Below are 13,531 nucleotides of genomic sequence, written 5' to 3'. Positions count from 1 at the left end.
CCCGACGGAACCCGTTCCGACGATACAGCGCCACGACCTGCACAGACGGTAAAACGTCGTGACGTCGTCCCGGCTTCTGCCGCCGCCCGGAGAAGGGGCGGTCCCGACCGGCGGCGAGCTCGCGGAACGCCGGGCCGCACGTCCCGACTTTCCTGGCGCTCCCCGTGTCCGCGTGCTGCGATGTCCTCGTGTCCACCACACTCACCCGCGGACCCGTCCGGGCCGCCGAGCGGTCCCCCGCGCCCGACCTCGCCCGCGGCTTCATGCTGCTGCTGATCGCCGTCGCCAACACCCCGTTCTACCTGTGGGGTCGGGAGACCTCGCCAGGCAGTTCCCACCCGGTCGACGGGTCGTGGCTCGACCGGGTGGCCGACGTCTTCATCATCACCTTCGTCGACCTGCGCATCTATCCGATGTTCGCCTTCATGTTCGGCTACGGGATGATGCAGCTGTACTCCCGGCAGCTGGCCGCCGGCACCTCCGAGAAGCGGGCCGGACGCCTGCTCCAGTTCCGCAACCTGTGGCTCCTGATCTTCGGGCTCGTCCACGCGGCCCTGCTCTGGATGGGGGACGTCCTGGGCGCGTACGGCCTGGCCGGACTGCTCCTGGTGTGGCTCTTCCTGCGCCGCAAGGACACCACGCTCGTCGTGTGGGCGTCCGTCCTGCTGGGTCTCCTGGCGATCGGCACGGCGCTCGCCGTCGTCGGCGCGTACTTCACCGCGCAGCTCCCGCCCGCGGAGGCGGCGGAGCTCGCGGCGAGCTTCCAGATCGACGACACCTCGATGACGACGGACTCCTACCTCGCCTCCGTCGGCGCCAGGCTCGGTATGTGGGTCGTCATCACGGCGGGCCAGGGCGTCCTGGGGCTCGTGGTCCCGATCATGATCCTGCTCGCCTTCTGGGCCGGCCGCCGCCGGATCCTGGAGAATCCCGGGGACCATCTGCCACTGCTGCGCCGTGTCGCGGCGATCGGCATCCCGCTCGGCATGCTGGGGGCGGTTCCGGGCGATCTCTACCACGTCGGCGTGCTGCGCGTCCCCGACGTGTCGGCCTGGGTCTTCGAACTGGTCCAGGCGTTCACGGGCTTCTTCGGCGGCCTGGGGTACGTCGCGCTCTTCGGCCTCGTGGGGCGCGCCGTCGCCCGGCGGCGGCGCGAGGCTCCGGCGCCCGGCGTCCGGCTCACGAGCGCGCTCCAGGTCGACGGGCCGGTCGCGGGGGCGCTGCAGGCCGTGGGCAAGCGTTCCCTGACCTGCTACCTGCTGCAGTCGGTGCTGTGCGCGCCGGTGCTCGCCGCCTGGGGCCTCGGCCTGGGCGAGCACCTGTCGTCGTGGTCGATGCTGCTCTACGCCGTGGGGGTGTGGGGGCTGACGGTCGTGTTCGCCGTCTGGCAGGAGAACCGCGGCGCGCGGGGCCCCGCGGAGGTGGTGCTGCGCGGGCTGGCGTACGGCCGGCGGGGAACGCGACGACCGACAGCCGCGTGACAGCGATCTGAAAGCGACGCCTGGTCAGCTGGGTGGTACGGGTGCCGGACGGCGCCCGACCATCCACCTGACGGAGGCCCGGCATGCTGCGGATCCATTTCACCGCCGACGACCTCGGGCGTGTCCGGCTGGCGGCGGAGGCCGACCCGCTGTGGGAGACCCGGCTGAGCGCGCGCCTCGTGAACGACCCGGAAGGGGCACGAGGAGAGCTCGCACGGTGGCGTGCCGCGGTGGTCCCGGACCTTCCCCGGCGGGCGGTGCCGTACCTGCACCTCACGCCGTCGCGCGGGTACGCCCCGGACTTCCTCGTCCCGGAGACGGGCAGCGACGACCTCACCACGGGGGTCGACGCCGTGCTCGGCACGCCCGCGCGACGGATCGCCACGGAGCTCTCCCGGCTCGACGTCGCAAGGCCCGTGTCCGGCTGGGTACGGCAGCTCGCCGGTGGGAGGCGGCACGCGTTGCACGGTCTCCGGCTGACGATCACGGCCTACCACGCCCACGCCGTCGCGCCGGTGTGGAGCCGTGTGCGGTCGGCCGTGGAGACGGATCGTGCCGCCCGGGCACACGCGCTGGTGACCGGCGGGACGCAGGAGGCGCTGGCGGCGCTGCACCCGGCCGTCACATGGTCCGGCCGGGTGCTGCGGATCGACGACGGGAGGCGTGACCGGGACCTCTACCTGGGGGGCCGTGGCCTCCGGCTCGTTCCGTCCTACTTCTGCGGGGAGACGCCCGTCAGCTTCGAGGACCCTGCTCTGGAGCCGACGCTCGTACTGCCCCTCGTGCACGCCCCGTACGGGTCGCGCCGGTACGAGGAGTCCGCCGGCGCGCTCGCGCTCCTGCTCGGCCGTACCCGCGCCGCGGCGTTGCGGGCGCTGGTCACGCCGGTGACAACGGGCGCACTGGCACGTCGCACGGCCACCTCGGCCGCGTCCGCGTCGCAGCACGCCGCCGTCCTGCGCCAGGCAGGCCTGGTCGTGTCCCGGCGCGACGGACGCTACGTGGTCCACACCCTCACGTCCCTGGGCGCCCGGCTGCTGGCGGGAGCCGACCACGGCGAGCCCGCCGCCCGGCGGCCGCACCGGGCGGAGTCCGCTCCCCCGCGTCCCGTGCACCCGGCCGCGTCCCGCGCGGGCACCCCCGGTCAGGCGGGTCCGGCCACCACGGTGGAGGCTCGGCCCGCGCTGGCGTCGGCCGCGGCCACGCCCGCGATGTAGTCGATGAGCAGTTGACGGCTGAGGTCGTCCGTGGCGTCGAGCTCACCCGTGGCGTCGACGATGGCGAGCGCCTCACGCCACGCCGCGACCGCCTCGGGGCCGTTGCCCGCCGCGGCCTCGATCTCTCCGAGGAGACGGAGGGCACCGGCGGCACGCCACGGTTCGCCCGACTCCAGATAGCCCGTGACCGCGAGCCGGGCGTCCTCCCGCGCGATGTCGGGCCGGCCCAGGCTCAGGTGACCCCGGGCCCGGGTGTACCGGGTGACGGCGGCCCGCCGCCCGCCGACGGCCCCCAGGGCCGCGAGCATCTCGTCCGCGACCGCGATCATCTCGGGGATGTGGCGCAGCTCGCGGTAGACATCCATCAGTGCGGCCAGGCGATCCCACGTGAGACGATCTGCCGGCTCCGCGCCCGTCCCGCTGCTCGCCCTCGCGAGCGCGACCGCTTCGTCGCCTCGGCCCTCCAGCGCGTACACGCGCGCGAGGTTGCCCCGCACCACCATGTCGGCGTGCCCCGTGCCGTGGCTCGCGAGGTGCTCCCGAGCCTCCAGGAGCACCCGTTCCGCGGTGTCGATCCGGCCGCAGCGGGCGTGGCCGACGGCGAGGGCGTTGAGCAGCAGCCCGCGCAGGTCACCGGTTCCCTCACCGCCCAGCGAGCGCAGCACGAGTTCCGAGAGCCGCACGGCGTCCTCCGGCATTCTCGCCGCCCGGATGTAGTCGAACAGGCGGATCGCGAGCCAGCCCGCGGCGACCCGATGCGGTGTCGCCACGGCGTCCTCGACCAGCCGGAGCAGGCCTTCGCCCTCCGTCCGGCGCCAGGCGGAGGCCTGCGCGGAGTCCTCGAACGTCTCCACGACGGCTCCCGGTGCACGCTGCCCGTCGTCGGTCTGTGTGAGGTCGGCGCGCAACGTCGTCGTCGCCGCGTACGCGCTTCGCACGGCCCAGGTCAGCAGTCGCGGCAGGGCCTCGTCGGTCTCGGCGCGGTCACCGCGCAGCAGATCGGCGGCATAGGCGCGCAGCAGGTCGTGCATCCCGTACCGGTCCGGTGCGACGACGTCCAGGAGACTGGCGTCGACGAGGCGCACGAGCAGCCTACGGGCGGTCCGGACGTCGAGGGCCGCGAGCGAGGCTGCGGCGGGAACGCCGAAACCACCGGCGGGGTGAAGCGCGACGAGCCGGAACATGCGGGCGGCCGCGTCGTCGAGCGCCCGGTAGGACCAGGAGAACACGGCCCGCAGATCCGCGAGCGGGTCGCCGTCGGCGTCCAGGGCGTCGAGGCGGCTGTTCTCGTCCGTCAGCTCACGGCCGACGGCGTGGAGAGCGGCGGCCGGGTCCCGCCCTTCCGCTCGATGCCGGCGGAGGTTCTCGGCGACCAGACGCACCGCGAGGGGAAACCCGCTGGTGAGCTGGGCGAGCCGGGTGAGGGCGGAGGCGTGCTCGGGAGCGCGGAACCCCTCGTCGAGACCCTCGCGCAGGAGAGCGACGGACTCCTCCTCGGTCAGCGGCCGCACCGCCAGTGCCTCGCCCTCGCCCCTTGCCGAGAGGCCACGGAGTGTCTTGCGGCTGGTCACCACGACGCAGGCGGCCGACGCGGGCAGGAGTGGTCGGAGCTGCTCGGCGTCCCGGGCGTTGTCGAACACCAGAAGGGTGCTACGCCCGGACAGCTTGCTGCGCAGCAGGGCGGCGGCACCGTCGGGATCGTTCGGGACGGCGGCCGCGGGAACTCCGAGCGTGCCGAGCATCGTGGTGAGCGCCTCGGAGGCGCTCGCGGCGGGCCCCGGTCCGAAGCCGCGCAGGTTGAGGTAGAGCGTGCCCCCCGGGAAGCGTTCCTGGACGCGGTGTGCCCAGTGCACGGCGAGCGTCGTCTTGCCGACGGCGCCGGGGCCGTGCAGCACGACGACGGAGCGACCGCCGTCGCGGGGAAGTCTCGCGTCGAGGGCGGCGAGCAGGCTCTCGCGACCGGTGAAGTCGGTGACGTCCGCCGGGAGCTGCCGGGGCACGTCCGGGTCCGGTCCCCCGCCGGCGGGCCCGTCGCGGAGCAGGACGGAGTGCAGGTCGCGCAGTTCGGGGGCCGGGTCGACACCAAGCTCACCGGCGAGCCCGGCGCGCAGGCGTTCGTACTCGGCGAGCGCCTCCGCGCGGCGTCCGGCGGCCTGGAGGGCCAGCAGCAGACGCGACCACAGCGACTCCCGGAAGGGGTGCGCCGCGCAGGCGGCTCGGACGTCGTGCAGGCGCCGGAGGGGCTCCCCCGCCTGCCTGTCGAGATCGGCCGCTTCCTCGAGCACGTCGAGGTACTGGGCGGTGAGCCGGCGGCGGGCCTCGGTGGCGAGCCAGCCGGAGGCGACGTCGTGGAAGGGGTCCCCGCGCCAGAGGGCCAGTGCGTCGGACAGGTCCCGGTGCCGCTCGCCGGCGGAGGCGCCGAGGTCACGTGCCGCGAGCTCGGCGAACCGGTCGACGTCGACCGTCACGCGGGAGGCGGCGAGCCGGTAGCCGGTCCGGACCGTCTCGACGACCTCCGCGCCGAGCGCGCCGCGCAGCCGCGCCACGTAGGTCTGCAACGTCGCGCGTGGCCGCGCGGGCAGGTCCTGCGGGTCCCAGAGCCGGTCCGTCAGCGTCTCGGCCGGGAGCGGCTCGCCGGGCGAGAGCGCGAGGACGGCCAGCAGGGCGAGCGGTCTGCCGGCGAGTTCGACCGGACCTGTGCCGGCGACGATCTCGGGCGCACCGAGGAGCCGGATCTCCACGGGGCCCGGCGGCTCGGGCGGCTGCCCGGCGGCGGCGCGCCGGGCGCCGGCCGGGCCGGCGTCGTCGTGCGCGGCATCGGTCACGCGCCGATGATGTCCTGCGTCCGGGCATCTGGCCAGCAAAGTGGGTCGCTGTCTCGACTCGTGAGAGGTCGCCCGTATCGTGGGGCGTATGCGCATCGCGATCGTCGGCGGCCACGGAAAGGTCGCTCTGCAGCTCCACCCGCTCCTGGTCGAGGCCGGCCACCAGCCCGTCGCGCTCGTGCGGAACGAGTCCTACCACGACGAGCTGCGGCGTCTGGGGGCCGAGGTCCGCCTCCTGGACATCGAACAGGCGGAGGCGACCGACTTCGCCGAGGCGTTCTCCGGCTGCGACGCGGTGGTGTTCGCGGCGGGTGGCGGGCCGGACGGCAACATCGAACGGAAGCAGACGGTCGACCTGGAGGGGTCGCTCAAGTCGGTCCACGGTGCGACCGAGGCCGGGATCTCGCGGTTCGTGCAGGTGTCGGCGATCGGTGTCGACCATCTGCCGTCGCCGGACCGGGGAGAGGTGTGGCGGGCGTACGTCGAGGCGAAGCGCGACGCGGACGCGGCACTGCGTGCGTCGGACCTGGACTGGACGATCATCCGCCCGGGCCGGCTCACCGACGGCCCGGCCACGGGCCTGGTCGCCCTCGGCCCCGAGGTCGCCCACGGCGACGTCACCCGGGCCGACGTCGCCGCGGTGCTGGCCGCGGTGCTGGACGACGACGCCGCCGTCGGCCACCAGTGGAACCTCGTGGGCGGGGACACCCCCGTCGCCGACGCGGTGGCCCGGGCGGCGGCGTAGTCCGGCTCCGACGTTCAGGATTGGTCGGCGGATCCCGGGCGAGGACTCTCCGGGAGGGCACGGCCGATCAGGCGCTCGATCGTCGACTGCGTGGCAGCGGCCATGTCGACCGAGCCGGGCTCCAGGAGCCACTGGACCTGAAGGCCGTCCATGACGGCGATGATGATGCTCGCGCAGGTCCGGGCATCGAGATCCGCGGACAGCTCGCCCTGGCCACGCGCCTCCTCGAGCGCGTCGACCAGGATCGCGCGCAGTCCCCGGTACCGGCCCTCGAAGTAGTCGTGCGCCGGGTGTCCCTCGGTCACGCTCTCCGCGGCGAGCACGGCGTACAGCCGCACGATCCCCTCACGCTCCGTGTTGCGGCGTGCCGTCTCCACGAGGTGGCGCAGGAAGGCGAGCCCGCGCGGCCGCTCGGTACCGAGCTCGGAGATGTCCGTCTCGTCGCGCAGGTCCAGCACGCCGGTCAGCAGCCCGGCCTTGGACGGGAAGTGGTGCAGCACGCCCGCCTGGGTGAGTCCGGCACGCGTCGCGATCTCGGCCAGCGATGCCTTCTGGTAGCCCCGCGTCGCGAACGTCTCCATGGCGATCCGCAGGATCTCCGCCCGGCGTTCCGCCGTCGGGAGCCGGACCCTGGGTCGCTCCTCCGCCTCGTTCGTCACCCGGCGAGTCTACGGACCGGCGGCGTGCGTGCGGTGACGACGTCTCGCCGAGGCCCGGCGTTGAGGGCGCTCGGGACCGTCTCGTAAGGTGCGCGCGCTACCTACCGACTACTCGGTAAGTAGCGCTATGCTGGCCGCGCAGTCCATCCACCGAGGGAGTCCGCGATGAAGCGCACCACCCGTCCATCACCCACCCGCCCATCACCCGCCCGGGCGCCGCTCGCGGCGCTGAGCGCCGTCGCCGTCGCGGCCGTCGGCGCCGCGATCGCCGTCGTCCCGGCCACCGCCCTGCCGGCCGGCAGCTCCATGTCCGGCCCCGTCCCCGCCGCCGACCGGGTCGCCGCCCCGACCACCGCCGATGTCTGGATCACGACGGCCGACGGCGCCAGCCGGCTCGCCGACGCCGGCCCCGTCGCGTTCGACGCCACGCCGCGCCCCACCGACATCGCCGTCGACGCCGGTACGACGCACCAGCGCTTCACCGGCGCCGGCGCGTCCGTCACGGAGGCCTCCGCCTCGCTGATCAACGACCTGTCGCCCGGCGCACGGGACGACCTGCTGCGCTCCCTGTTCTCACGGGACGGCGACGGCATCGGTCTCAACTACCTGCGCCAGCCGCTCGGCAGCAGCGACTTCAACGCGGGCGCCTTCTACACCTACGAGGACACGCCCGGGGCGTTCAGCGTCGCGCGCGACGAGCAGGAGATCCTCCCCGTCCTGCGCCGCGCGCTCGAGGTGAACCCCGGCATCCGGTTCATGGGGTCGCCGTGGTCACCGCCCGCGTGGATGAAGTCCGGGGGTTCACTGAACGGCGGCAAGCTGCTGCCCGAGCACTACGACGACTACGCCGGCTACCTGGTCCGGACGATCCAGGCGTACGACGACGCCGGCGTGCACCTCGCCGACCTCACCGTGCAGAACGAGCCGCTCTTCGCCACGAGCTACCCGTCCACCGACATGCAGGCCGACGAGCAGGCCGCCTTCCTCCGCGTGCTCGACGCCGCGCTGACCGATGCCGGCCTCGACACCCAGCTGTGGTCCTACGACCACAACTGGGACCGTCCCGACTACCCGCTGCAGGTGCTCGCGTCCACGAACGACATCGCGCGTGTCCAGGGTGCGGCCTTCCACTGCTACGGCGGATCGCCCGAGGCGCAGTCGCAGATCGTGGACGCCGGCGAACGCGTGTACTTCACCGAGTGCTCCGGCACCGACAGCGCCGACCCGGCCGCCACGTTCGGTGACACGCTCATGTGGCACGCCGACAACCTCGTGGTGCGCAACCTGCGCAACGGCGGCGAGACCGTCATCACCTGGAACCTCGCGCTCGACGAGAACGGCGGCCCGCACCAGGGTCACTGCGACGACCGCTGCAACGGCGTCGTCGAGATCGCCGGCGGAACGGTCAGCCGCAACGCGGAGTTCTACACGCTGGGCCACCTCACCAGGTTCGTGGACGCCGGCGCCCGGCGGATCGGGTCCGGCGCGGGTTCGGGCGACGTGGGGAACGTCGTCCTCCAGAACCCGGACGGCACGCGCGTCGCCTACGTGGTGAACTCCGCGGGCGGCGCCCGGACCTTCTCGATCACCGACGAAGGGCGATCGCTCGCCTACACCCTGCCCGGCCGCTCCGTGGCCACGTTCGTGTGGGATCCGCAGGGGGCCGGGCCGGCGCCCGGGATCGACCCCGCGGCCTGGTACCACGTGATCCCGGAGGCGAGCGGGAAGTGCCTCGACGCCGCGGACTGGGGCACCGCCGACGGCACCAGCCTGCAGCAGTGGGCCTGCGGCGACGCCGCCCAGGCCAACCAGCGCTGGCAGTTCCGCGCCACGTCGGACGGCCACTACCAGGTCGTGAACCAGCACGCGGGCACGTCCTGGGACGTCGACGGCGGTCCGGGCGCCGTGGCCGACGGCACACGCGTACACCTGTGGACGTACGTGGGCGGGACCAACCAGCAGTGGCTCCCCGCCGCGACCGGCGGCACGTACACGTTCGCGGCCCGCCACAGCGGCAGCTGCCTGACCCTCGGCGCCGGGACCGACGCGGACGGCACGGGCTTCACCCAGCAGCCGTGCACGGGCGCCGTGACCCAGCGCTTCCGGCTCACCCCGGTCGGCTGATCCCGCGGGGCACGGACGTGGTGGGCCCGGTGCCGAACGGCCGGCCGCTCGGGGAGCCGATCTCGCGACGGCGGACCGGTCGCACCGGGGCCACCGCACCGGGCCCGGCCACCGCGCCACACCGTGCCGCGGCGCCGGGCCGCGCCCGGTCACGCGTCGTAGTCCACCGTGACCTCGTCGCTGACCGGGAAGCTCTGGCACGTGAGCACGAAGCCTCGCGCCACCTCGTCCGGTTCGAGCGCGTAGTTGCGGACCATCTGCACCTCGCCGGAGCACACCCTGGCCCGGCAGGTGCCGCAGACGCCGCCCTTGCACGCGAACGGGAGGTCGCCCCGGACACGCTGCGCGGAATCCAGGACGCTGCCGTCCCGTGCCATCGGCGTCGTCGTGCTGCGACCGTCGAGGATCACCGTGACATCGCTGGTCACACCCTCGATCACGGCGTCGGCGTGCCGGAGCCGCGGCGGTGGCCCGTCCACGTGGAACAGCTCGAGGTGGACCTTGTCGCGGGGCACGCCGAGCTCGTCGAGGACCTGTCGCGCGTCGGACAGCATCCCGAACGGGCCGCAGAGCCAGACATGGTCCATGTCCGACGCCGGGACCAGCGTGGTCAGCAGCAGGCGCAGCCGGTCGGCGTCCAGGCGGCCGGAGAACAGCTCGACGTCGCGCGGTTCCCGGGACAGCACGTGGATCAGGTCGAACCGGCGGTGATGGGCGTCCTTGAGGTCGGCGAGCTCCTCGGCGAACATCACCGTCGTCGTCTTCCGGTTGCCGTACAGCATCGTCACCTGCGCGTCCGGGTTCGCCAGGACCGACGCGGCGACCGAGAGCATCGGGGTGACGCCGGAGCCCGCGGCGATGCACAGGTGCCGCCCGCCCGCGGCGGGGTCGGCGCGGAAGCTGCCCGACGGCGCCCCCACCTCGACCCGCGTCCCCGGGCGCACCTCACGGACGAGCCAGGTCGAGAACAGCCCGCCGGGGATCTCCCGGACACCGACGCGCGGCGGGGCGCCCGCCGGGGCGCAGATCGAGTAGTTCCGGCGGTGCTCGACGCCGTCGATCACGCGGCGCAGGGTGAGCGACTGGCCGGGGGCGAAGTCGAACACGTCGCGCAGTTCGTCGGGCACGTCGAAGGTGACGGCGACGGCGTCGTCGGTGAGGCGCTCCACGGAGGCGACGGTCAGCGTATGGAAGCCGGACCGCGTTCCGCGGGACACCCGCGCCCGGCCGGCCGGCACGACCACGGCTTCGCCGTTGTCGGTCATGCCGCCTCCCTCCTGGTGGGCGCCTCGACGCCGGTCGTCATCAGATCTCCTTCACGTGGTCGAACGGTTCCAGGCAGGCGCGGCAGCGATACATCGCCTTGCACGCCGTCGACCCGAACTCGGAGGTGAGCTCGACGTCGGCCGAGTCGCAGCGCGGGCAGCGCACCGCGCGTCGGGTCGGGCCGAGGGTGAGCGGGACGGGGCTCCTGCCGGGCACCACGGCTCCCGAGGCGCCGGACGCCGGACCGGCCGGCAAGGTGGCGTCCGGCGCCGAGGCACCTGCGCGGCCGCCCGTCCCCCCGGCGGCACCGGTCGCCGCTCCCGCGACCCGTCCCGGCGGCGAGATGCCCGCCTCCGCGAGCGCCGCCCGCCCGCGCGGTGTGATCCAGTCGGTGGTCCAGGCGGGATGCAGGGCCACCCGGACGCGGACGTCGTCGTACCCCTCCTCCTGGAGGCGGCGCACCACGTCGTCACGCATCGTGGCCATCGCGGGGCAGCCGGAGTACGTGGGCGTGATGGCCACGACCACGGCGCCGTCGTCGGCGATCTCGACGTCGCGCAGGACGCCGAGGTCGGCGAGCGTGAGCACGGGCAGCTCGGGGTCGACGACGGTCGACGCGATCCGGCGCACGTGTTCGGCACGTGCCGCCACCGACGTCGGCGGAACCGCCGCCCCGGGCCGGCGGGTGCGGGTGGGGGTCGCGGTCACCATCGCCCCCTCGGGTGGGCACGGGCGACGGACTGGGTCTCGGCGAGGAGGCGGCTGAGCGCCTCGGTGTGCAGGCCGTCGCGTCCGGTCCGGCCGCGCACGCCCGCTCGTGGCGCGGCCTCGGGCCGGTCGACGCCGCTCACCGCGAGCACCTGGTCGAGCACCGCGTCCGCCTCGCCGGCGACCTGTCCGGGATCGACGCCGACGCCGGAGGCGGCCGCCGCGGCCTCGACGTCGTGCGTCCCGAACAGCTCGGCCCAGTACGGCATCAGGTCCGTGAGAGCGGCGGTCACGCGGCGGCGGGACTCGTCGGTGCCCTGGGCCAGGGTGAGGAACCAGCGGCCGGCGAAGTCGCGGTGGTAGGTCAGCTCCTTGACCCCCTTCGCGGCGACGGCGGCGAGGACGGCGTCGCGGCTGCCGGTCAGCCGCTCGAACAGGGCGAGCCGCCAGATGGACAGCAGCAGGATGCGGGTGATGGTCTCGCCGAAGTCACCGTTCGGGAGCTCGGCGAGCCGCACGTTGCGGAACTGCCGGTCGTCACGGAAGAAGGCGAGGCGGTCCTCGTCCGGCACGGGCGAGTCGCCCGGGAGCGCGGGCACGACGGACGGGTCGGCTGCCGCCGCCCGTGCCAGCAGCAGCCGGGCCTGCCCGAGGAGGTCGAGGGCGATGTTCGCGAGGGCGATGTCCTCCTCGAGGTCCGGCGCGCGGCTGCACCACTCCGAGATCCGCTCGGAGGCGACCAGGGCGTCGTCGCCGAGCATCAGGCAGTACGCCGCCAGGACGGACGGCTCCACGCCGTCCGGCACGGTCGTGTCCACGCCGGCCAGCGGGTCCTCGAAGTCCGTGCCGAAGGCCCAGTGGGCATCGTTGACCAGCAGTCCGGCGTACGCGTTGTCGTGGTCCGTGCCGTGCGCGGCGGGGCCGGCGTGCGCGGTCTCGGTGCTGTGCTCGGGGACGGTGCCGTCGGGCATGGTGGTTCTCCGCTGGTGAAGGGGTTCTCCGCTGGTGAAGGCGTTCTGCGCTGGTGAGGGGCGACCTGTGGAGCGGCTTCGGGTGAGGGGCTACATGTGGGGAACGTTCGCCGGGATGGAGTAGAACGTCGGGTGCCGGTAGACCTTGTCGCCGCTCGGGGCGAAGAGCGGGTCCTTCTCGTCGGGACTGGACGCGGTGATGGCGTCCGAGCGCACCACCCAGATCGAGACACCCTCGTTGCGCCGGGTGTACACGTCGCGGGCGTGGCGCAGCGCCATGGCGTCGTCGGGTGCGTGCAGCGAGCCGACGTGGACATGGTTCAGGCCGCGCTTGCCGCGCACGAACACCTCGTACAGGGGCCATTCGGCCCGCACCTCGCCGGTCACGCCGCCTCCTGCTGTGCCATGCGGGACACCCGCACCCGGTCGGCCACCGCGAACGCGACCCCGCCATGATCGTTCACGCCGCCTCCTGCTGTGCCATGCGGGACACCCGCACCCGTCGATCGTTCACGCCGCCTCCTGCTTCCGGGCGAAGGCCGAGGCCGCCTCGCGGACCCAGGCGCCGTCGTCCCATGCCTTGCTGCGGTGCGCCACGCGCTGCGCGTTGCACGGGCCGTCACCGCCCACCACACGCCAGAACTCGTCCCAGTCGATCTCGCCGAAGTCGTGCGCCTGACGTCGCTCGTTCCACGCGAGGTCCGGGTCGGGCAGCGTCACGCCGAGCGCCTCGGCCTGCGGGACGGTCATGTCCACGAACCTCTGGCGCAGCTCGTCGTTCGTGTGGGTCTTGATGCCCCACGCCATGGACTGCGCGGTGTTCGGGGAGGCGTCGTCGGGCGGGCCGAACATCATCAGCGACGGCCACCAGAAGCGGTCCACGGACTCCTGCACCATCGCACGCTGTTCGTCCGTGCCACGCATCATGGTCATCAGCAGCTCGTAGCCCTGGCGCTGATGGAACGACTCCTCCTTGCAGATCCGGATCATCGCGCGCCCGTACGGGCCGAACGACGTGCGGCACAGCGGCACCTGGTTGCAGATGGCGGCGCCGTCGACGAGCCAGCCGATCGTGCCGACGTCGGCGTACGACAGCGTCGGGTAGTTGAAGATCGACGAGTACTTCTGCGCGCCGGAGATCAGGCGCTCGGTGAGTTCGGTACGGGTGACGCCGAGGGTCTCCGTCGCCGAGTACAGGTAGAGCCCGTGACCCGCCTCGTCCTGCACCTTGGCCAGCAGGATCGCCTTGCGGCGCAGCGACGGCGCCCGGCTGATCCAGTTGCCCTCGGGCTGCATCCCGATGATCTCCGAGTGCGCGTGCTGGGCGATCTGGCGCACCAGGGTGCGACGGTACTTCTCGGGCATCCAGTCCCGCGGCTCGATGCGGTCCTTGTGCGCGATCGTGGCCTCGAAGTGCGACTCGAGCCCTGCCTCGTCGACGGCCGACGTCATCGTGACCTCCGTGGCGATTTACTGACCGAACGTTCGGTTCCTAATGTGTCACAGGTGCGCCACCGGGCGCAACGCCCGGGGCG

11 protein-coding genes are annotated in these 13,531 nt (G+C 73.6%); 4 read left to right on the top strand and 7 right to left on the bottom strand.

Annotation, left to right across the window (positions count from 1 at the left end; genetic code table 11):
* The first annotated feature begins 188 nt into the window (after positions 1 to 188).
* Positions 189 to 1,481, top strand: coding sequence for a DUF418 domain-containing protein (locus tag J0911_RS08600; RefSeq protein WP_307864987.1), 1,293 nt, complete (start codon positions 189 to 191; stop codon positions 1,479 to 1,481).
* Between the two features lie 83 nt (positions 1,482 to 1,564).
* Positions 1,565 to 2,698: a helix-turn-helix transcriptional regulator gene (locus tag J0911_RS08595; RefSeq protein ID WP_207275045.1), complete on the top strand. Its 1,134-nt coding sequence runs from the start codon at positions 1,565 to 1,567 to the stop codon at positions 2,696 to 2,698.
* On the opposite strand, the gene J0911_RS08590 is transcribed toward J0911_RS08595, so the two are convergent.
* The gene (locus J0911_RS08590; RefSeq protein ID WP_207275044.1) at positions 2,626 to 5,523 is read right to left on the bottom strand and encodes an AfsR/SARP family transcriptional regulator; all 2,898 of its coding nucleotides are present in this window, start codon (positions 5,521 to 5,523) and stop codon (positions 2,626 to 2,628) included. The two genes, J0911_RS08595 and J0911_RS08590, sit on opposite strands and share 73 nt — an antisense overlap.
* Before the next feature lie 88 nt (positions 5,524 to 5,611).
* On the opposite strand from J0911_RS08590, the gene J0911_RS08585 reads away from it, so the two are divergent.
* Positions 5,612 to 6,268 (top strand): SDR family oxidoreductase, encoded by a 657-nt coding sequence (locus J0911_RS08585; protein WP_207275043.1) that lies wholly within the window; start codon positions 5,612 to 5,614, stop codon positions 6,266 to 6,268.
* A gap of 14 nt (positions 6,269 to 6,282) precedes the next feature.
* Here the strand turns inward: J0911_RS08585 and J0911_RS08580 are convergent, their stop codons facing one another.
* A complete protein-coding gene (locus J0911_RS08580) occupies positions 6,283 to 6,927 on the bottom strand; it encodes a TetR family transcriptional regulator (protein WP_307864986.1) in 645 nt (214 codons plus the stop codon).
* A gap of 165 nt (positions 6,928 to 7,092) precedes the next feature.
* Here J0911_RS08580 and J0911_RS08575 point away from each other — a divergent pair, with 165 nt between their 5' ends.
* A complete protein-coding gene (locus J0911_RS08575; protein WP_242636478.1) occupies positions 7,093 to 9,051 on the top strand; it encodes an RICIN domain-containing protein in 1,959 nt (652 codons plus the stop codon).
* A 149-nt stretch (positions 9,052 to 9,200) separates the two neighbouring features.
* Here J0911_RS08575 and paaE read toward each other — a convergent pair whose 3' ends face one another.
* From paaE to paaA, 5 genes are all read right to left on the bottom strand, one after another.
* The gene (gene paaE / locus J0911_RS08570; protein WP_207275042.1) at positions 9,201 to 10,316 is read right to left on the bottom strand and encodes a 1,2-phenylacetyl-CoA epoxidase subunit PaaE; all 1,116 of its coding nucleotides are present in this window, start codon (positions 10,314 to 10,316) and stop codon (positions 9,201 to 9,203) included.
* Between the two features lie 40 nt (positions 10,317 to 10,356).
* The gene (gene paaD / locus J0911_RS08565; protein WP_207275041.1) at positions 10,357 to 11,028 is read right to left on the bottom strand and encodes a 1,2-phenylacetyl-CoA epoxidase subunit PaaD; all 672 of its coding nucleotides are present in this window, start codon (positions 11,026 to 11,028) and stop codon (positions 10,357 to 10,359) included.
* Positions 11,022 to 11,996 (bottom strand): 1,2-phenylacetyl-CoA epoxidase subunit PaaC, encoded by a 975-nt coding sequence (gene paaC / locus J0911_RS08560; RefSeq protein ID WP_207275040.1) that lies wholly within the window; start codon positions 11,994 to 11,996, stop codon positions 11,022 to 11,024. The genes paaD and paaC overlap by 7 nt, the downstream gene beginning before the upstream one ends.
* Before the next feature lie 90 nt (positions 11,997 to 12,086).
* Positions 12,087 to 12,383 carry a 1,2-phenylacetyl-CoA epoxidase subunit PaaB gene (gene paaB / locus J0911_RS08555; RefSeq protein WP_443677265.1) on the bottom strand — a complete coding sequence of 99 codons (297 nt, stop codon included), beginning with the start codon at positions 12,381 to 12,383 and terminating at the stop codon, positions 12,087 to 12,089.
* Positions 12,384 to 12,506: 123 nt separating this feature from the next.
* Positions 12,507 to 13,448 (bottom strand): 1,2-phenylacetyl-CoA epoxidase subunit PaaA, encoded by a 942-nt coding sequence (paaA, locus tag J0911_RS08550; protein WP_207275039.1) that lies wholly within the window; start codon positions 13,446 to 13,448, stop codon positions 12,507 to 12,509.
* Between the last annotated feature and the right edge of the window lie 83 nt (positions 13,449 to 13,531).

It is taken from the genome of Myceligenerans salitolerans, assembly GCF_017349295.1.
Taxonomy (GTDB): Bacteria; Actinomycetota; Actinomycetes; order Actinomycetales; family Cellulomonadaceae; genus Myceligenerans; species Myceligenerans salitolerans.
The sequence above is the reverse complement of the archived record's forward strand: the minus strand, read 5'-3'. Positions and strand labels throughout refer to the sequence as shown.

Excerpts from the sequence above, each read along its gene's own strand:
- J0911_RS08595 (WP_207275045.1), top strand. The coding sequence starts at position 1,565 with ATGCTGCGGATCCATTTCACCGCCGACGACCTCGGGCGTGTCCGGCTG.
- J0911_RS08585 (WP_207275043.1), top strand. The coding sequence starts at position 5,612 with ATGCGCATCGCGATCGTCGGCGGCCACGGAAAGGTCGCTCTGCAGCTC.
- J0911_RS08575 (WP_242636478.1), top strand. The coding sequence starts at position 7,093 with ATGAAGCGCACCACCCGTCCATCACCCACCCGCCCATCACCCGCCCGG.
- paaE (WP_207275042.1), bottom strand. The coding sequence starts at position 10,316 with ATGACCGACAACGGCGAAGCCGTGGTCGTGCCGGCCGGCCGGGCGCGG.
- paaD (WP_207275041.1), bottom strand. The coding sequence starts at position 11,028 with ATGGTGACCGCGACCCCCACCCGCACCCGCCGGCCCGGGGCGGCGGTT.
- paaC (WP_207275040.1), bottom strand. The coding sequence starts at position 11,996 with ATGCCCGACGGCACCGTCCCCGAGCACAGCACCGAGACCGCGCACGCC.
- paaA (WP_207275039.1), bottom strand. The coding sequence starts at position 13,448 with ATGACGTCGGCCGTCGACGAGGCAGGGCTCGAGTCGCACTTCGAGGCC.